General features: G+C 59.9%; 21 protein-coding genes. 1 reads left to right on the top strand and 20 read right to left on the bottom strand.

Features of this window, described 5'->3' with window-relative positions; all coding sequences use genetic code 11:
• The first annotated feature begins 26 nt into the window (after window positions 1-26).
• A complete protein-coding gene (locus FHL16_RS15365) occupies window positions 27-1373 on the top strand; it encodes a YncE family protein (protein WP_077748634.1) in 1347 nt (448 codons plus the stop codon).
• Window positions 1374-1512: 139 nt separating this feature from the next.
• Here FHL16_RS15365 and FHL16_RS15360 read toward each other — a convergent pair whose 3' ends face one another.
• From FHL16_RS15360 to FHL16_RS15265, 20 genes are all read right to left on the bottom strand, one after another.
• The gene (locus tag FHL16_RS15360; protein WP_042933033.1) at window positions 1513-2175 is read right to left on the bottom strand and encodes a hypothetical protein; all 663 of its coding nucleotides are present in this window, start codon (window positions 2173-2175) and stop codon (window positions 1513-1515) included.
• Between the two features lie 175 nt (window positions 2176-2350).
• Window positions 2351-3490: a flagellar biosynthesis protein FlhB gene (gene flhB, locus FHL16_RS15355; RefSeq protein WP_077748633.1), complete on the bottom strand. Its 1140-nt coding sequence runs from the start codon at window positions 3488-3490 to the stop codon at window positions 2351-2353.
• Between the two features lie 3 nt (window positions 3491-3493).
• Window positions 3494-4279 (bottom strand): flagellar biosynthetic protein FliR, encoded by a 786-nt coding sequence (gene fliR / locus FHL16_RS15350; protein ID WP_077748632.1) that lies wholly within the window; start codon window positions 4277-4279, stop codon window positions 3494-3496.
• A gap of 3 nt (window positions 4280-4282) precedes the next feature.
• Window positions 4283-4552, bottom strand: a complete 270-nt coding sequence (gene fliQ, locus FHL16_RS15345) for a flagellar biosynthesis protein FliQ (protein WP_010456946.1) — start codon at window positions 4550-4552, stop codon at window positions 4283-4285.
• Window positions 4549-5307, bottom strand: coding sequence for a flagellar type III secretion system pore protein FliP (gene fliP / locus FHL16_RS15340; protein WP_077748631.1), 759 nt, complete (start codon window positions 5305-5307; stop codon window positions 4549-4551). The genes fliQ and fliP overlap by 4 nt, the downstream gene beginning before the upstream one ends.
• Complete coding sequence (gene fliO / locus FHL16_RS15335; protein WP_077748630.1) at window positions 5307-5747, bottom strand: flagellar biosynthetic protein FliO; 441 nt, start codon at window positions 5745-5747, stop codon at window positions 5307-5309. Before fliO ends, fliP begins: the two co-directional genes overlap by 1 nt.
• Complete coding sequence (fliN, locus tag FHL16_RS15330; RefSeq protein WP_042933032.1) at window positions 5748-6206, bottom strand: flagellar motor switch protein FliN; 459 nt, start codon at window positions 6204-6206, stop codon at window positions 5748-5750.
• A gap of 65 nt (window positions 6207-6271) precedes the next feature.
• Window positions 6272-7240 carry a flagellar motor switch protein FliM gene (fliM, locus tag FHL16_RS15325; protein ID WP_010456950.1) on the bottom strand — a complete coding sequence of 323 codons (969 nt, stop codon included), beginning with the start codon at window positions 7238-7240 and terminating at the stop codon, window positions 6272-6274.
• 9 nt (window positions 7241-7249) lie between these two features.
• The gene (gene fliL / locus FHL16_RS15320) at window positions 7250-7747 is read right to left on the bottom strand and encodes a flagellar basal body-associated protein FliL (protein ID WP_077748629.1); all 498 of its coding nucleotides are present in this window, start codon (window positions 7745-7747) and stop codon (window positions 7250-7252) included.
• Window positions 7748-7956: 209 nt separating this feature from the next.
• A complete protein-coding gene (locus FHL16_RS15315; RefSeq protein ID WP_077748628.1) occupies window positions 7957-9333 on the bottom strand; it encodes a flagellar hook-length control protein FliK in 1377 nt (458 codons plus the stop codon).
• 105 nt (window positions 9334-9438) lie between these two features.
• Window positions 9439-9786, bottom strand: coding sequence for an Hpt domain-containing protein (locus tag FHL16_RS15310; protein ID WP_010456953.1), 348 nt, complete (start codon window positions 9784-9786; stop codon window positions 9439-9441).
• A gap of 30 nt (window positions 9787-9816) precedes the next feature.
• Window positions 9817-11523 (bottom strand): ATP-binding SpoIIE family protein phosphatase, encoded by a 1707-nt coding sequence (locus FHL16_RS15305; RefSeq protein WP_010456954.1) that lies wholly within the window; start codon window positions 11521-11523, stop codon window positions 9817-9819.
• Window positions 11524-11528: 5 nt separating this feature from the next.
• Window positions 11529-11834, bottom strand: a complete 306-nt coding sequence (locus tag FHL16_RS15300) for an STAS domain-containing protein (RefSeq protein ID WP_010456955.1) — start codon at window positions 11832-11834, stop codon at window positions 11529-11531.
• Window positions 11835-12044: 210 nt separating this feature from the next.
• Window positions 12045-12494: a flagellar export protein FliJ gene (gene fliJ / locus FHL16_RS15295; RefSeq protein WP_010456956.1), complete on the bottom strand. Its 450-nt coding sequence runs from the start codon at window positions 12492-12494 to the stop codon at window positions 12045-12047.
• A gap of 6 nt (window positions 12495-12500) precedes the next feature.
• Window positions 12501-13859 (bottom strand): flagellar protein export ATPase FliI, encoded by a 1359-nt coding sequence (gene fliI / locus FHL16_RS15290; RefSeq protein WP_077748627.1) that lies wholly within the window; start codon window positions 13857-13859, stop codon window positions 12501-12503.
• Window positions 13849-14649, bottom strand: a complete 801-nt coding sequence (gene fliH, locus FHL16_RS15285) for a flagellar assembly protein FliH (RefSeq protein WP_010456958.1) — start codon at window positions 14647-14649, stop codon at window positions 13849-13851. The genes fliI and fliH overlap by 11 nt, the downstream gene beginning before the upstream one ends.
• A 7-nt stretch (window positions 14650-14656) precedes the next feature.
• Window positions 14657-15676 carry a flagellar motor switch protein FliG gene (gene fliG / locus FHL16_RS15280; protein ID WP_007894195.1) on the bottom strand — a complete coding sequence of 340 codons (1020 nt, stop codon included), beginning with the start codon at window positions 15674-15676 and terminating at the stop codon, window positions 14657-14659.
• Window positions 15669-17456 (bottom strand): flagellar basal-body MS-ring/collar protein FliF, encoded by a 1788-nt coding sequence (gene fliF, locus FHL16_RS15275; protein ID WP_010456960.1) that lies wholly within the window; start codon window positions 17454-17456, stop codon window positions 15669-15671. The genes fliG and fliF overlap by 8 nt, the downstream gene beginning before the upstream one ends.
• A gap of 14 nt (window positions 17457-17470) precedes the next feature.
• Window positions 17471-17800: a flagellar hook-basal body complex protein FliE gene (gene fliE, locus FHL16_RS15270; protein ID WP_010456962.1), complete on the bottom strand. Its 330-nt coding sequence runs from the start codon at window positions 17798-17800 to the stop codon at window positions 17471-17473.
• A gap of 130 nt (window positions 17801-17930) precedes the next feature.
• Window positions 17931-19310, bottom strand: coding sequence for a sigma-54-dependent transcriptional regulator (locus FHL16_RS15265; protein ID WP_077748626.1), 1380 nt, complete (start codon window positions 19308-19310; stop codon window positions 17931-17933).
• Window positions 19311-19312: the final 2 nt, after the last annotated feature.

The raw sequence follows: 19312 nt of genomic DNA, 5'->3' as shown, positions 1-19312 counted from the left end.
CCAATCGCAGCGACAGGAATTGCCCCATGAACAGCACACGCACGCCACTGACTGCACCGTCGGTGAAAGTTAATCTCGACACTCTCGACTGGAAAGACACCGGAATCAGGCTTGCCTCCCGCGAAGACTGCTTTCCCTACAATGGGGTGAACGTAACCATTGCCGACCCGTGTTTAGCCTCAGACAACGAACTGGAGCTACTGCTCGACGACAAAGTCATTGCTCGACACATCATCACAACTGCGGATGCCGGATCGCCTTTGATGATCCATGTGAAACCCGAGGACCTCACCGAAGGCCGACATGAACTGAGCTATCGAGTAAAAATCAACAACCAGCCATTTCAAACATGCGAGCAACGCGCAGAGATTCACGTTGCACTCAGGTCTCTGACAGACCTGCGCCTGGAAAAGGTGACCTCCCGTCACCACGGCCCATTTGCGCAGATCCAGATAAGCTACCCGCACGCTGCCCCCCTGGCGACGCGGGCGAACGACAATATACAGATGGTCCAGGGCATCCACGGCCTCACCCTCAACCGGGATGCTTCACGGCTGTATTTCGTTCAATCCCCGGATGGCAGCGTCAGTTATGTCCGCGCAATGGATACCCGTACTCAGACAATCGTTCATAGCTACTCACCTGAAACGGGAGGCGAAACGTTAGGTGGCCTAAGCCCGAACGGTGACCATGCTTACGTCAACAGTCGTTACTCGAATTACATTTGGGAGATCGACACTAAAACTCACGACATCAAGAAAGGCGCCGACCTCGAATCCGGCTCACCTTATATGGTGGTGAGTTCAAGCGGCGAACGTCTCTATGCCTGTAACACACTGGGAATCAATGGGTACTTGAAAGCAGTCGATACAAGCACTCAGTCCATTGTCCTGTCGCTGCCGATCAATCCGTGGCCTTTTGGCCTCGCTATCAATTCCAGCGGTTCGCGTGTGTACCTTGCCCACGGGGGCGACGCGGAGTCGGACTCCGATCCAACCGCTATTGACGTCATTGACACTGAAAAATTAAAAACTGTCGCAAGAATACCGATCACTGGATCTGCCTACTCGATGGCCCTGAACCAGGACAGTACTCGCCTTTATGTGGCCGATATCAGTGCTAGCGAAATTGCGGTAATTGATACGGCTACCAACAAAATCATCAATGTTGCCTGGAGCGAAAAATCGCCGAGACATGTGTCGGTGAGCGCCGACGGTAAGCACCTCTATGTCGTTACGTTTACCTCCGCGTTCATCTGGGTTCTGGATGCTGTAAGCCTGGAGGTTATCCAGAAAATCGATACAGGAAAGAACAACCTGAGAGAGGTGCTTGCGCGGCCTGACAACGGCATCTTTGTGCTTTATTTCTATTAGAATCCAAAGCTAAAAGCCTACTCACCTGCAGTTTTCCAACTGCAGGTCTCCCTTCGCAACTTTTGCGCAGGGAGGTTCGAAACAGAAGGGCTCACGTCAGCGGTCGTCAGGCACAAAAACATCACACACCAGCGCTCAATCATCCCGCCGTCAGAATCTGCGCCTCACGGATGGCACCGAAATCAAGCGTTCTGCCAACCATGTACCGTGTACCTTTATTCATCTGCAATCCCTCCGCCTCCACCAACTCCTCCAAGGCATAGCCAAGTATGACGACTGTCCCCGGCGCAAGGGAATCACCCGCCATGTTGTGCCCCAGCAACAGGTCTAATGCCCATTGAAATTTAATGACCGGCAAATCACTCACCAGAATCGGGCGTTTTTTCGAATGGCGATAATCTACTGTGGCGACCACTTGCAGTTGCCCATCGACAAATGAGAATTCAGGTTTGTGAGGGCGTCGCTGCAAGACCCCGGCGGACCACTGATCGTTGTAGTTTTCTGGATCCGTAAAAAGGCGGCACAACTCCTCTGTGCTACCGATTTTTCCGGCCGAGTCTTCTAAATAGTTGAAGCTGTCATGGCTGGCGAACCCTTCCAACGAGGGCCTGATGGCATTTTTGGGAAAGTTTAAATATCCAGGTATATGAGCATTGGCCATCTGCACAAAGCACGCGAAATCCAGCGACATTCTGAATGTGACCGAATAACCGATAGCGCTTTCTGTCGGCTTATCCTTCAGAACACCCGAAACAAACTTCAACTCCATACCCTGCAGTTTTCGATAGAGACGCTCGGTCATGATTATTCCCTCTAGAACAGACGCAAACACCAATCCTTGGCGCTCCAGTCGAATGATCAGAACACCACTGCAAGGACGTTGATCGGGAGAATTCCCACGGGTATGACAGCGCAAGCGGGTGCTGACCGTCTACTGTCAGAACTAACAGGGTTGCAGAGTTTTCAGATGAACGGGATCAGGAATCACGCCGCAGATCCGGTGGGATCGGCAAGTTGTCCTTGAGCGGATCCGGGCGCTTGCCCTTGCCCGCGCGGTACTGGCGGATCTGGTAGACGTAGGCCAGCACCTGAGCGACCGCCAGGTACAACCCACCGGGGATTTCCTGCTCCAGTTCCGTGGAGTAGTAGATCGAACGCGCCAGGGCCGGCGATTCGAGCAGCAGCACATTGTTAGCCACGGCGATTTCACGAATCTTCAAGGCAAGGAAGTCGCTGCCCTTGGCCAGCAGCACTGGCGCGCTGCCCTTGTCGGGATCGTACTTGAGGGCGACGGCGTAGTGAGTCGGGTTGGTAATCACCACGTCGGCCTCAGGGATGGCTGCCATCATCCGCCGCTGCGACATCTCGCGCTGCAACTGGCGAATACGCTGTTTGACCTCCGGCCGCCCTTCCTGATCCTTGTGTTCGTCACGCACTTCCTGCTTGGTCATCAGCAGTTTCTTGTGGCTTTCCCACAGCTGCACCGGCACGTCGACGGCAGCGATGATGATCAGCCCGCAAGCCATCCACAAAGTGCTCCAGCCGACCACTTGCAGGCTGTGAATGATCGCCATGTCCAACGGTTCATGAGCGATGCGCATCAGGTCGTCGATGTCGGAAGACAACACCGCCAGCGCCACGAACAGCACGATGAAAAACTTCGCCAGGGCCTTGAGCAGTTCGACCAGCGCCTTGGCCGAGAACATCCGCTTGAGCCCCGCACCGGGGTTCATGCGACTGAATTTCGGTGCCAGGGAGCCTGCCGCGAACAGCCAGCCACCGAGGGAAATCGGGCCAATCAACGCGGCCAGCAACAAGGTGATCATCACCGGCTGAATTGCCAGCAGGGCGATCTGCCCCGAGTGCAGCAGGAAGGCGCCCATGTTGCGCTGATCCAGAATCACTTCCCGCGACAGCGTGAAGTTCATGCGCATCAGCTCCATCATGTCCTGCGCCAGGGCTCCACCGAAAACCAGCAGCCCGCCAGCGCCGGCGAGCATGACAGCCAGGGTGTTGAGCTCCTTGGAGCGCGCAATCTCGCCCTTTTCCCGGGAGTCCTTTTTACGTTTCTCCGTGGGGTCTTCTGTTTTGTCCTGACCGCTTTCGCTCTCAGCCATGACTCAGCGCGCCCGTGCCAGTTCGCGTAACAACTGCAAGGCCTCGGAGGCCAGCGGTTGATACTGATTGATGATGTCCGCCAACCCGACCCAGACGATGAACAGCCCGAGCACCAGGGTCAGCGGGAAACCGATGGAAAAAATGTTCAGTTGCGGCGCGGCCCGGGTCATTACGCCGAACGCAATGTTGACCACCAGCAACGCGGTGATCGCCGGCAGTACCAGCAACAGTGCAGCACCCAGAACCCAGCCCAGCTTACCGGCCAGCTCCCAGAAATGATTGACCATCAAGCCACTGCCCACCGGCATCGTGGTGAAGCTTTCGGTCAGGACTTCGAAGACCACCAGATGGCCATTCATGGACAGGAACAACAGCGTCACCAGCATGGTGAAGAACTGCCCGATCACCGCCACCGAGACGCCGTTGGTGGGGTCGATCATCGACGCGAAGCCCATGCCCATCTGAATGGAGACGATCTGCCCCGCCACCACGAACGCCTGGAAGAACAGCTGCAAGGAGAAACCCAGCAACGCACCGATGAGGATCTGCTCGGCGATTAGCAGCAGCGCACTCAAATCCAGCGCATTGATCGGCGGCATCGGCGGAAGGCCCGGCGCAATCACCACTGTGATCGCCAGGGCGAAATACAGGCGCACGCGAGTGGGCACCAGGGTTGTGCCGAACACCGGCATGACCATCAGCAAGGCGCCGATGCGAAACAGCGGCAACATGAACGTCGCCACCCAGGTACTGATCTGGGTATCGGTCAGCTGCAGCAGCGACGGCATGGTTTAGCCGATGACCTGAGGAATATTGCCGTACAGCTGCAGGATGTATTCCATGAACGTCTGCACCAGCCACGGGCCGGCGACGATCAGCGTGACCAGCATGACCAGCAAGCGCGGCAGGAAGCTCAGGGTTTGTTCGTTGATCTGCGTGGCGGCCTGGAACATTGCCACCAGCAGGCCCACCAGCAGACTCGGAATCACCAGCACAGCCACCATCATGGTGGTCAGCCACAGCGCTTCGCGAAAAATGTCTACCGCCACTTCCGGCGTCATGGCGACACACCGCCGAAGCTGCTTGCCAGGGTGCCGATGATCAACGCCCAGCCATCCACCAGCACGAACAGCATGATCTTGAACGGCAGGGAAATGATCAGCGGCGAGAGCATCATCATCCCCATGGCCATCAGCACACTGGCCACGACCAGGTCGATGATCAGGAACGGAATGAAGATCATGAAGCCGATCTGGAACGCGGTTTTAAGCTCGGAGGTGACGAAGGCCGGCACCAGAATGGTCAGCGGTGCCTGATCCGGCGAAGCGATGTCGGTGCGCTTGGACAGGCGCATGAACAGCTCGAGATCGCTGCTGCGCGTCTGCGTCAGCATGAAGTCCTTGATCGGCACCTGGGCCTTGGCCACGGCATCCTGAGCGGTGAGTTTCTCCGCCAGGTACGGCTGCAAGGCGTCCTGATTCACCCGGTCAAACACCGGTGCCATGATAAACAGGGTCAGGAACAGCGCCATGCCGGTGAGGATCTGGTTCGACGGCGTCTGCTGCAGGCCCAGGGCCTGACGCAGGATCGAGAACACAATGATGATCCGGGTGAAACTGGTCATCAGCATGACGAACGCCGGGATGAAACTCAGCGCGGTCATGATCAGCAAAATTTGCAGGCTGACCGAGTATTCCTGAGCGCCATTGGCGTTGGTACCCAGGGTGATCGCCGGGATCGACAACGGATCGGCGGCGAACGCCAGCGGCGCGACCAGCATCAGGGCCAGCGTCAAGACGATGCGTAACGCACCCATTACTTCTTATCCTTCTGATCCTTGCCAAGTATCTTCAACAGATGCTGGGCAAACTCCGGGGTCGCTTTCTCGGTGGTGGTCGGCACTTCAATCGGCTCTTTAAGCACATGCAGTGCAGTGATCGTGCCGGGGCTCAGGCCAAGCAGGATCTGCTCATTGCCGACTTGCACCAGCATCAAACGGTCGCGGGGGCCCAAGGCACGGGAACCGACGATCTCGATCACCTGCCCCTTACCGGCCGGCCCGGCCTGCTGGACCCGGCGCAGCAGCCAGGCGAGGAAGAAGATCAACCCCAGCACCAACAGCAAGCCGAAGACCAACTGCGTCAGTTGCCCGGCCACACCGCTACTGACTGCCGGCGCGGCCGCCGCCGTCGCAACCGGCTCGGCGGCCAGAACGCTGAACGGCAACGTCAATAAAAACCCCAGAACCCTCTTCACTTAGCGCAGCTTCTTGATACGTTCGCTTGGGCTGATCACGTCGGTCAGGCGGATGCCGAACTTCTCGTTGACCACAACCACTTCGCCGTGGGCGATCAGGGTGCCGTTGACCAGCACGTCCAGCGGCTCACCGGCCAGTCGGTCCAGCTCGATCACCGACCCCTGGTTGAGTTGCAGCAGGTTGCGGATGTTGATGTCGGTGCTGCCCACTTCCATGGAAATCGACACCGGAATGTCGAGGATCACGTCAAGGTTCGGACCGTCCAGGGTGACCGGATCGTGGTTCTTCGGCACGCTGCCGAACTCTTCCATCGGCAGACGGTTAGACGACGAGCTGCCGACGTCGGCGGCCAGCAAGGCGTCGATATCGGCCTGGCCGGCATCACCGGTTTCTTCCAGGGCAGCAGCCCATTCGTCAGCCAGTGCCTGGTCGTCCTGGGCGTTCATATCGTCGTTCATCATTTGTCCTCGGCGGGCAACTGCTCAATCAAGAGCAGCCAATTAATAGGGGGTTGGAGCGCCAATCAGCGGCGCTCGATCGGCTCGATCACCTGCAACGCAAGGTTGCCTTTATGCGAGCCCATCTTGACCTTGAAGGCCGGCACGCCGTTGGCGCGCATGATCATCTCTTCCGGCATCTCGACCGGGATCACGTCACCCGGCTGCATGTGCAGGATGTCGCGCAAACGCAACTGGCGACGGGCAACCGTGGCACCGATCGGCACGTCGACGTCCAGCACGTCCTGGCGCAGGGCGTTGACCCAGCGCTCGTCCTGATCGTCCAGATCCGACTGGAAGCCGGCGTCGAGCATTTCGCGCACCGGCTCGATCATCGAGTACGGCATGGTCACGTGCAGGTCGCCGCCGCCCCCATCGAGTTCGATGTGGAAAGTGGACACCACCACCGCTTCGCTCGGGCCGACGATATTGGCCATGGCCGGGTTCACTTCCGAGTTGATGTACTCGAAGTTCACTTCCATGATCGCCTGCCAGGCTTCCTTCAAATCGACGAAGGCCTGCTCCAGCACCATGCGCACCACACGCAGCTCGGTGGGGGTGAATTCACGCCCTTCGATCTTCGCGTGACGGCCATCGCCGCCGAAGAAGTTGTCCACCAGCTTGAACACCAGTTTGGCGTCGAGGATGAACAGCGCGGTGCCGCGCAACGGCTTGATCTTGACCAGGTTGAGGCTGGTCGGCACGTACAGCGAGTGCACGTATTCGCCGAACTTCATCACCTGCACACCACCGACGGCAACGTCCGCCGAGCGGCGCAGCATGTTGAACATGCTGATGCGGGTGTAGCGGGCGAAACGCTCGTTGATCATTTCCAGGGTCGGCATGCGTCCACGGACGATGCGATCCTGACTGGTCAGGTCGTAGCTTTTGACGCTGCCGGGTTCGGCAGCGTTATCGGTCTGTACCAGACCATCGTCGACGCCATGCAACAGCGCATCGATCTCATCCTGGGACAGCAGGTCCTGCACGGCCATGTCGTGTTCCTACTGCAGTACGAAATTAGTAAAAAGCAGCTGTTCGATAACCACTTTGCCGAGTTCTTTCTGCGCCACTTCCTGGACGCTGGCCGTGGCCTTCTGACGCAACATCTCCTGGCCAACCGGGGTCGCCAGCGTGGCGAAGTCCTGGCCGGAGAACAGCATGACCAGGTTGTTGCGGATCACCGGCATGTGCACTTTGAGCGCTTCCAGATCAACCTGATTGCGGCCTTGCAGGGTGATGCTCACCTGCATGTAGCGCTGGCGACCGTTCACGTTGTAGTTGGCCACGAAAGCCGGGGCCATGGGCTCGAAAATCGCTGGCTGCTTGCCGACCACAGCGGTTTCGGCGGCGACAGGCTTGCTCTGGGCACTGTGCATGAAGAACCAGGTCGCCCCCACGGACATGCCGACCGCCAGCAACAGGGCCACCACGATCGCAATGATCAGCTTGACCTTGCCTTTGGTTGCGGGTTCTTTTACTACTGCGTCGCTCTTCGCCATGCCAATAATCCGTCACTATTCGGGTTTTCACAGTCGCACGGCAAGGCAAGAGCAAGTGTTATGCCAGAAGTGTCGAGGAGGTATGGGAGACAGCGAAAGGCAATCAATTGTAGGAGCGAGGCTGCCCGCGAAACAGGCGCCGCGGTTTATCAGCCATACCGCGTCATCATTCTTCGCGGGCAAGCCTCGCTCCTACAGGAGAGGTGTGATCAGGCGTAGTAGTCGACGGCGCTGGAGCCGATCACGCTGGTAGCGGTTGCCGCCACTTCGGCGACGGCGGTTGCGACCTCGTCATCCATGGAGTCAAGACGACCTCCATTGGCGCTGGTCCGACCGCCCTGCCCCTGCTGAGCCTGATCCTGGCCCTGGCCTTGCCAGCCACGAGACTGGTCGGACACATTGACGTCGACCTGGCCCATGCCCTGTTGCACGAACATGTCACGCAGGCGTTGCATCTGACTGTCCAGCGCTTCACGAACGCTTGGATGGGCGCTCATGAAGGTAACCTGGGCCTGCTGGTCGGGAACCATGTTCACCCGGATATCGAGACGCCCCAGTTCAGCCGGTTGCAACTGGATGTCGGCCGCCTTGAGGTTGGCGCTGGAAAGGTACATGACGCGGTTGACCACTTCCTCGGTCCAGCCGCTCTGATGCATGGCGATCGGTTGGTTGACCGGCAAGGCATTGGCGGTTTTCGGGGTGGCCGCCTGAGTCAGTGCCGCCAGACGGTTGGCGAAGTCATCGACACGGGTATCGCTGCTGGCGGACGTCAAATCCTTGAGGCCGCTATCAATCAGACCGCTGAAGGCTTTCTCGCCACCCTGACTGGTGCTGTCCTTGTCGGCTTGCACGTCGAGCATGCTGGCCATGCCGGCGGCAAAGTTCTGCGCCGCCGTCAGCTCACCGTCAGCCTGGGTCTGGGCAGCCGTGGCTTTGGACTGGGCCTGGCTGCTGGCGGATACGTGGCCGCTCTGCTCCATGGCCATGCGCACGGCGGGCAATGCGTCGAGCGGATCAGCTTCGGGATCAAAATCGCCGTCAGTGGCCGTCTCCACTGGCACAGACGCGGCAACAACGGCGGCGGCAACCGGCGCTTCAGCCTGCGGCTGTGCAGTCGTGACAACTGGCGCAGCTGTTTGCGCGGCCGGTACGGTTACCGACGGCTGTACTGCCTGCATCAACGCAGGATCAAGCGCCGGGTCGAGGCTCGGATCGACAGGCGCCGTATCGGCCACCGGCGTTTCAGCCGTCTCGGGCTGGTTGTCGCTGGCAGCTGTGTCATCGGTCGGCGCCGGTTTATCGGCGGGCAAGGAATTGCCGCTATCGGCAACCGCCCGTTCCGGGGCGGCAGGCTTGTCAGTGCTGACATCCGGTTTGCCGTGGGTTTTCGAGGCATTTTCGGTAGCCGGTTTAGCCGCTTTATCGGCGACCACAGAAGGCTTGTTCCGGGCTTGATCGGCGTAAACATCAGCGAAGCTGGACGCCTTGCCCCCTGGCTCAGCGGTCAGCGCCGGGGTATTGGCGGAGGCGACTTGAGTCTTGGCCGTCGCGGCGGCCTGAAGAAGCGAATGGGGGGTAACGGGCATAAAACGGTCTCCGCTGCACTGGGATCGTAGGTACAGTTGAGTGAGTTGATTGCAAAGGTCGAGCCAGTTCGGCTCGACAAAGGTTAAAAGCGCCGGACGGTTGCGTCAGTCCGCTAGAGAGCGCTGTCGCTCCGCCTCATACAGCGGTCGGACAATGGCGAATTCGCCGTCGATTTCCCCGACCAGCTTTTCAATACCGGCGAGGCTTTTTTGCTTGGCGCGTTGCTCAAGCTCATTGCACAGCTCAGCGAGACGAACGGCCCCCATATTGCTGCTGCTGCCCTTGAAACTATGGGCGGTGCTCATGAGTTGCGCGGCATCTTCAGCCTCTCGCAACACGCACAAGCGCTTTTCGGAATCGGCAATGAAGGTATCCAGCAACATCGGATAATCACCCTCCATGACTTCTTGCAGCGCGCTCAGCACGGCACGGTCCAGATGTGTGTCAGCCACTTGCTCACTCCTTGATCAAGAATGGGTGAATTATGCCAGAGCCTCCCAGAAAAACTCTACGCGAGCACTACGACCATCGTCGGACCAGCTCGCGCTACGGCTCAATTGGCGGATCAGACTGACGCCGCGCCCCGACAGACGGCCACCGTCGACGGGACGCTCCATTACCCGCGCCACATCGAAACCTTTGCCACTGTCTTCGACCCGCACAATCAGGCTGCCGCCCTTGCCCGTCGGCACGATCTGCAAATGCACCCGCACAAAGCCGTCCTGCAACGCCTCCAGCCGCTCATTGCGCGTTTGATAATAGCGCGCAAAACCCGAAGCATCGCGCTTGAGGCTTGAATCCAGCCCCAGCACGCCGTGCTCAAGGGCGTTGGAATACAGTTCTGCCAACACGCTGTGGAGCGCCCCACTCTGAGCCCGCAGACCATGGACCTCAAGCAACAATTGCAACAGGTACGGCAGCGGATTGAAACGTTTGAGGGTCGCGGCGCGAAACTCGAAACTCACCGACCAGTCCAGCGGACACGACTGGCCGCTGTCGGAATACACCGGCGCCGGAGGGCTCAATTGCTCGGCCTCCAGCAGACTGATCTCGACCATGCTCACATCATCGCGGGCCTCGCCACGAAAATCCCGCAGTGCCTGCTCGATGTCCTCGAACAGCGCGTCTGGCTGACGATTGGCCGCAAACACCTGATGCAAGCGCTCTACACCGAACAACTGATCGTTGGCATCGCAGGTATCGATGACCCCGTCGGAGAGTAGAAACACCCGATCACCAACGGCCATCGGAAACACTTCGGTGCGGTCATTGAAGGTTTGCGGGCTCAGTATGCCCAACGGCAAATGCCGCGCCGTCAACGGCGTGCGCTCACCGCTGACGATGTTGTGCAGATAACCGTCCGGCATCCCGCCGTTCCAGACTTCCACCGAGCGCCGCTGAAAGCTCAGGCACAGCAAGGTGGCACAGCAGAACATGTCCACCGGCAGAATGCGCTTGAGCTTGGCGTTCATCTCACGCAGGGTTTCAGCCAGGCCATACCCTTTGGCAGTCATGCCATAGAAGACTTCAGCCAAGGGCATCGCGCCCACCGCGGCCGGTAGACCGTGGCCGGTGAAATCACCCAGTAGCACATGCATGTCGCCGGCCGGGGTGAACGCCGCCAGCAGCAGATCGCCGTTGAACAGCGCATAAGGCGATTGCAAGTAGCGGATGTTTGGCGCACTCAGGCAGCCCGAATGCGCCACCTTGTCGAATACGGCCTTGGCCACCCGCTGCTCGTTGAGCAAGTAGTCATGATGTTTGGCGATCAGGTCACGCTGCTGTAGCACCGTGGCCTGCAACCGGCGCAAGCGATCCATGGCCTTGATCTTGGCGGCAAGGATCACCTGGTTGTAGGGCTTTGCCAGAAAGTCGTCACCACCGGCCTCCAGACACCGGGCCAGGGCCTCGCTTTCGGTCAGCGAGGTCAGGAAGATGATCGGCACCAGGGTTTCCCCGGCCAGCGCCTTGATCTGTCGTGCCGCCTCGAAACCGTCCATGACCGGCATCATGGCGTCCATCAGAACCAGGTGCGGCCGCTGCTGGCGAAACGCTTCGACGGCTTCGGCGCCGTTGGCGGCCGTCAATACCTGGTGGCCCTGACGACGGACAATGCTCGACAGGAGCATGCGATCGGCCGCGCTGTCTTCGGCGATGAGGATGGTCAGCGGTTCAAGCGACGGCTGCATGGCGGTCAAGTGATGTCGAACAGCTTGTCGAAATTGGAGATGGCGAGGATCTTGCGCACATCTGAATTGCTGTTAACGACGCGAATATCGGAACTGTCGCCACCGGCGTGATCACGGAGCAGAAGCAGCATCCCCAGCGCCGAGCTATCGAGATACGTGGCCTTCCTTAAGTCCACCACAACAGATTCCGGTTTTTTTTCGAGTTTCTCGTAAGACTCGCGAAACTCCTGATGCCGACCAAAATCGAATCGTCCCTCGATCGAAATCGTCAGCTTTTTCCCATCCGGAGATACATCTGTAACAACTGACATTTATCGGCTTCCTTGTCATGGGTAAACGTACGTGTACAAGGTTTAGCACTTGGCGGAGATGGGAGCAAGGCGGGAAGTTGTCGCGCCTGTCAGACCGCCTTCGCGGGCAAGCCTCGCGCCTACAGGTTATGCGTCCACATTACTCGCAAACGACACAAAACCTGTAGAGCGTGGTTTGCCCGCGAAGAACGGTAACGCGATCCCCCTGATTCAATACGGATCATGCCGCGGCAACCGCTGGGACAATTCGTCCAGCAGCTTCTGCTCGCGCTTGTCTTCGAGCTTGCGCGCCTCGTCCATGTAGCGTTGTACAAGTTTGCGCAAACCTTCGACCCGGGCAAACGCCTGCTGCCAGGACTCGCGCGCCTTGTTCAGGTTGTTCTGGTGCCAGTTCAGGCTTTGGCGCTGCTGATCGATGGCGGTGCCCAATTGCGCAAGAAATCCCTGATAGCCAAGCAACCACTGGCCGGAAACGCCAGTGCTACCGCGCACAATCCATTGCTCCTGGTATTCGAGGCGGAAGTTTTCGAGGTCGGCGAGCTTGCTTTCCGCCACACGAACCTGGCCCTGGAAGTGCCCGAGGCGCATGACCGCGGTTTTTTCGGCCTTTTCGGCCATTTCCACCACGGGTGCCAGGCGTGCCGCGCGGCTCAGGGCCATGGCCGGTTAGCCGCCCGCTGCCGGAGCGAAGATCGAGGCGAGGTGGTTTTCGCTGGCGCCCATGCCGATGTTGTCGTTCAAGCCCTGACGCAGATAAGTGGTCATGGCGGGCTGCAAGGAAATCGCGACGTCGGTTTCACGATCACCGCCCGGCACGTAGGCACCGACGCTGATCAAGTCGCGGCTCTGCTGATAGCGCGACCAGTACTGTTTGAACATCTGCGCCCGGGCCATGTGCTCGGGGCTGACCACCGACGGCATGACCCGGCTGATGGAGGCTTCGATATCGATGGCCGGGTAATGACCTTCTTCGGCCAGGCGCCGGGACAGCACGATGTGCCCGTCGAGCACGCCTCGCGCCGAGTCGGCAATCGGGTCCTGCTGGTCATCGCCTTCGGACAACACGGTGTAGAACGCGGTGATCGAACCGCCGCCCTTCTCGGCGTTACCGGCCCGCTCCACCAGTTTCGGCAACTTGGCGAACACCGACGGCGGATAGCCTTTGGTCGCGGGCGGCTCGCCAATGGCCAGGGCGATTTCCCGCTGGGCCTGGGCGAAACGGGTCAGCGAGTCCATGAGCAACAGGACGTTCTTGCCCTTGTCGCGGAAATACTCGGCGATGCGCGTGCAGTACATCGCGGCGCGCAGACGCATCAGCGGTGCATCGTCCGCCGGCGAGGCGACGACCACCGAACGCTTGAGCCCTTCTTCACCGAGAATGTGCTCGATGAATTCTTTAACTTCACGACCCCGCTCACCGATCAGCCCGACCACGATAATGTCGGCCTCGGTAAAGCGGGTCATCATGCCCAGCAGCACGGATTTACCGACGCCGGTACCGGCAAACAGACCGAGACGCTGACCGCGACCGACCGTCAACAAACCGTTGATGGTGCGAATGCCCACATCGAGCGGTTCACTGATCGGTTCACGCTTGAGCGGGTTAATGGTCGGGCCGTCCATCGGCACCCAGTCTTCGGCCTTCATGCCGCCCTTGCCGTCCAGCGCACGGCCGGCACCGTCCAGCACCCGCCCGAGCATGCTCATGCCCATCGGCAAGCGGCCAGTGTCTGCCATAGGCACCACACGGGCACCGGGCGCAATGCCGGCGACGCTGCCGACCGGCATCAGGAACACCTTGCTGCCGGAGAAACCCATGACTTCGGCTTCGACCTGCACCGGTTGATAACTGTCGTCGTTGATGACCATGCAGCGGCTGCCCATTGCCGCGCGCAAACCTTCGGCTTCGAGGGTCAGGCCGACCATGCGCAGCAGACGGCCTTCGAGGATCGGAGCCCCCGCCAGCGTAGTGACCTCGGCGTAACTGCCCAGGCGCTTGGCGAAGCTGGTGCGATCAAGGCGCATCAGGTTCGTCCAGCGTCGGCTCGACCGCAGGTTTTTCGTCGACCGGCAGTTCCAGGCTCAGATCCGGAGCGGCCGGGTGCAAGGCCTGGTCATGCAACTGATCGAACAGCTTGGCCATGACTTGGGCGACGCGGGTTTCAACGGTGGCGTCAATGCGACTGTGTTCGGTCTCGACCCGGCAACCGCCGGGCAGCAGGGATTCGTCTTCGACGATGCGCCAGGTTTCTTCATGGCGCTCGCGCAGGGCTTTGACCTGTTCGAAGTCCTGCGGATTGATGTGCAGCCGCACGTTACCCACGCCCAGCGGCAAGAGCTTGAGGGCTTCGCGCATGACGTGTTCGATTTGCGTCGAGTCGATGGCCAGTTCGCGCTGAATCACCTGTTTGGTGATGTGCTGCACGAGGTCGACCAGGGATTTCTCGATCTGGGTGTCCTGCTCGGCAATGGGCTCGAACAGGTTGGCCATCAGCTGTTCCAGGCCGGCAACCTTCGGCGCCAGGACGGCTTCAGCTTCCTGACGGACCTTGAGTGTGGTGCTGTGGAAGCCTTCTTTCTCGCCGATGGCGAAGCCTTCGTTGTAAGCCTCCTGACGGATGCTTTCGAGTTCTTCGAGGGTCAGTGGCTGGACTTCATCCAGCGGCACCTCTTCCATTTCCGGCGGTTCGGGCTCGGGTTCCGGCTCGGGCTCCGGCACAAACGGATCGAAACTGGGCAACGCCCAGACATCGAAACCGGCGACGGCCTTGCCTCGGATCAGGTCGGTCTGGGACTCATCATGTTTGGACGACATAGTGACCTTAGATCATCTCTTCGCCGCCCTTCCCGCCGAGAACGATTTCTCCGGCTTCGGCCATACGGCGGGCAATGGTGAGGATTTCTTTCTGCGCAGTTTCCACGTCGCTGACGCGCACCGGGCCCTTGGCCTCGAGGTCGTCGCGCAACAGTTCGGCCGCTCGTTTGGACATGTTCTTGAAGATCTTTTCCTTGACGCCTTCGTCCGAACCCTTGAGGGCCAGCACCAGCACGTCGGAGGACACTTCACGCAGCAACGCCTGAATCCCGCGGTCGTCGACATCGGACAGGTTGTTGAACACGAACATGAGGTCTTCGATCTGACCGGACAGGTCTTCGTCGACTTCGCGGATCGAGTCCATCAGCTGGCCTTCGATCGAGCTGTCGAGGAAGTTCATGATGTCGGCCGCACGCTTGATGCCACCCAGGGTGGTGCGCGAGGCATTCGAGTTGCCGGAGAACTGCTTCTCGAGAATCTGGTTGAGTTCTTTCAGGGCCGCTGGCTGCACGGTGTTCAGCGAGGAGACCCGCAGAATGATGTCCAGGCGCACCTTGTGGTCGAAGTTGCCAAGCACTTCACCAGCCTGATCCGGGTCGAGGTAGGCCACGACGATCGCCTGGATCTGCGGGTGCTCGTAACGGATCACATCGGCGACGGCGCGCGGTTCCATCCACTTCAGGCTGTCGAGGCCGCTGGTGTTGCCGCCCAGCAGGATGCGGTCGATCAGGCCGTTGGCCTTGTCTTCGCCCAGTGCCTGGGTGAGCATTTTGCGCACGTAGTCGTCGGAGCCGACGCCCAGGCTGGTCTGGTCGCCGACGATGTCGACGAACTCGCTCATGACCTGTTCGACCTGCTCGCGATGGACGTTGCCCATCTGCGCCATGGCCACGCCGACGCGCTGGACCTCTTTGGGCCCCATGTGGCGCAACACTTGGGCAGCATCGGTCGAACCCAGGGACAGCAGCAGAATCGCGGCTTTGTCGACCTTGGTCAGTTTGGCGGCAACGGCTCGGTTATCACTCATCTGCGTTAATCCACTCTTTCACGACCTGGGCCACGCGACCCGGATCTTCTGCCACCAGACTCTTGATTGCATTCAACTGTGCGTCATAGCCTTCGCTCGGGCTCGGCAGCAGGATGCTTTGCGGACCACCGAGGCTGACGCGGTCGTTGCCCAGTTCGCCGTCCAGGCCGCCCATGCCACCGAGTTCCACGTCGCTGCCAATGCCGGCCAGTTGCTTGCCTTTGCCGCCACCGGTGATGTTGTTGAGCACCGGACGCAGCACACCGAACACCAGCACCAGGATGAACAAGACACCCAGCACTTGCTTGACGATGTCCCAGAACCAAGGCTGGGAGTAGAACGGAATATCGGCAATCACTTCACCGCGCTCGGCGGAGAATGGCATGTTGATCACGCTGACGCTGTCACCCCGGCTCGCGTCGAAACCGACGGCGTCCTGCACCAGGCGAGTGAAGCGCGCCAATTCATCGGCGCTCCACGGCGCACGGGTGGTCTCGCCATTGGCGGCGTTGATCTTGACCTGATCATCCACCACCACCGACACCGACAGGCGATTCAAACGGCCCTGCTGTTGTTTGGTGTGGCTGATCGAACGGTCGAGTTCGAAGTTCTTGGTGGATTGTTGACGCTTGTCCGCCGGATACGGTGCCAGCATCGGCTGGCCGGTGGCCGGGTCCATGATTTGCTGACCGTTGGCATCGATCAACGGCTGGCCTGGCTGAACCATGCCGGCTGCCGCAGTGCTGCCACCGGTGGTCTGCGGCGCGGAAGCTGGCGATGGCGGCTGGTTGCTCAGGGCACCCGGCACACCTTGCGGGCCATTGCTGGCAGTGCGTTGTTCGTTGACCGACTGCTCGCTGCGCAACGCCGGTTGATCCGGGTTGAACTGCTCAGAGGTCGACTCGACAGCGCTGAAGTCCACGTCGGCCGAGACTTCGGCTTTGTAGCGGTCGTTGCCCAGCACCGGTTGCAGGATATTGTGCACGCGCTGGGTCAGCATGCTTTCCATGCGACGGCTGTAGTCAAATTGCTTACCGGCCATGGTCAGTTCGGAATTTTCCGCCTGATCCGACAGCAGGTTGCCCTTCTGGTCGACCACGGTGATCTGGGATTTGCTGAGTTCGGGAACGCTGGTCGCGACCAGATTGATGATCGCCACCACCTGACCCGGCTCCAGCGAGCGGCCGGAATACAGTTCAACCAGCACCGAAGCGCTCGGCTTGCGTTCGTCACGCACGAACACCGAGCTTTTCGGAATCGCCAGGTGCACGCGAGCGCCCTTGACGTTGTTCAGGCTGGAAATGGTCCGCGCCAGTTCGCCTTCGAGGCCGCGACGATAACGGGTCGCTTCCATGAACTGGCTGGTCCCCAGGCCCTGGTCCTTGTCGAGGATTTCAAAACCGATGTTGCCATCGCTGGGAGTGACACCAGCGCCCGCGAGCTTGAGCCGTGCACGGGACAGGTCATCGGCCTTGACCAGCAAGGCACCGGAGTTGGGTTCAACGGTGTAGGGAATATCGGCGGCGGCCAGGGTATCCATGACCTGCTTGGCGTCCATACCGGCGAGGCTGCCGTACAGAGGCCGGTAGTCCGGCTGCTGCGACCACAGCACCACGGCAAAACCAATCGCCACGCTCGCAGCCAGGCCGACCAACAGGCCCACCTGACGCAACATGGTCATCTCGGAGAGGTTTTCCAGGAAGGACAACCCGAACAGCGGCGGTTTGCCGTCTACTGGGGTGGCCTTGGCCGGAACGTTATCGGCGACTGCTTCTGCCATGACTCAATTCGTCCTTAAACCGGCATCTGCATGATGTCTTGGTATGCCTGAACCAGCTTGTTTCGCACTTGGGTCAACGCTTGAAAAGACACGCTGGCCTTCTGCGAGGAAATCATGACATCCGTCAGGTCGACGCCACTTTTGCCGATCTCGAAGGCACTGGCCAACTGACTGGACGCTTGCTGGGTGTCGTTCACTTTATTGACAGCCTGACCGAGCATGTCGGAAAAGCTGCTGCCACCCAGTTCAGGGACTGCGGCAGTCGATTTAGGCGCAGACATGGCATCCATTTGCATGGAGCGCATGTCCAGCATCAACCGATTAAATTCAATACCTTGGCTCATGGTCTACTCTCGTTGGCGACCCGCAATTTTTTGACACTCACTCGGCGGGTAGTGAGGTGTTAGCAACAAGGGTGCCAGCTCCGTGGCTGCTCTGAACAAAAGCGTTTCCCGGGCTTTGTTGGCGAACGAATCAAGTCGCGAACAAATAAGCTTCCACATCCATCCCGGCATCGCGCATCTGCGCCAGCTTGTAGCGCAAGGTGCGTGGGCTGATGCCCAATCGCTCAGCCGCTTCTTTGCGACGGCCGCGCTCGGAACGCAAGGTGTCGATGATCATCTGGAATTCACGGCGACGCAGGTCATCACCCAACGCCCCGGCCGATTCAGCCTCGACCTCCACGGCCCGCACCGGCGCCAACGCCGGCAACGGCGCACAAGCCACCGGTCCGGACAGGCAGAAATCCTGGGGCTGGATCAAACCACCCTGCTGCAGAATCAAGGCGCGCTGGATCGCGTTATCCAGTTCACGCACGTTGCCCGGCCACGGATAACCGATCAGGCACGCCTGTGCCTCGGGCGACAGTTTCGCAGCGGCATGCTTCATTTTATTGACGTGTTTGGCCAGCAGACGCTCGGCCAGCGGCAGGATGTCGGCGGTACGCTCGCGCAGCGGACGCCAGGCCAGCGGAAATACCGACAATCGATAGAAGAGATCTTCTCGGAACCGCCCCGCCGACACCTCACCGGACAGGTCACGGTTGGTGGTCGCCACGACCCGTATATCCAGGGAGATCGGCTTGCGTGCGCCGACCCGTTCGACTTCACGCTCCTGCAACACCCGCAGCAATTTGGCCTGGAGCCCGAGGGGCATTTCAGAAATTTCGTCGAGCAGGATCGTTCCGCCATCGGCCTGCTCGAACTTGCCGGCCTGCGCCGCGATGGCGCCGGTGAATGAACCTTTTTCGTGACCGAACAAAGTGGCTTCGAGCATGTTGTCGGGGATCGCCGCGCAGTTGATCGCAATGAACGGCTGACTGGCGCGATGGGAGTGCTGATGGATATAACGCGCCAACACTTCTTTACCGGTCCCGGACTCGCCGGAGATCAATACCGTCGAATCGCTGCGCGCGACCCGCGCGGCCAGTTCCAGCAATTGCACACTGGCCGGCTCGAAGGCGATCGGCCCTTCGCTCTCGGTCGCACCGAGCGTGCCCAGTGCGTGCCGCGCCACGAGGTCGAGCAAGGCTTTGGGCTCGAACGGCTTGACCAGATAATCCGCCGCGCCCTGGCGCATCGCATCGACGGCCCGCTCGACCGCACCATGAGCGGTCATCAGCAACACCGGCAATTGCGGCTGACGCGTTCGCAGCAAACCGAGCAGTTGATGGCCGTCCATGCCTGGCATATTGACGTCGCTGATCACCAGGCTGAAGGCCTCATTGCCGACCGTCGCGAGCGCCTCTTCCGCCGAACCGACGGCCGTGTAATCGTGCCCCGCGAGCAGCAGCGTATCGGCCAGTGCTTCGCGTAGCGCGCGGTCGTCCTCGACCAGTAAAACCTTGATTGCCATGT

This window comes from Pseudomonas sp. FSL W5-0299 (assembly GCF_005930655.1).
GTDB lineage: Bacteria > Pseudomonadota > Gammaproteobacteria > Pseudomonadales > Pseudomonadaceae > Aquipseudomonas > Aquipseudomonas mandelii.
This window is presented reverse-complemented; position numbering and strand designations above follow the sequence as displayed.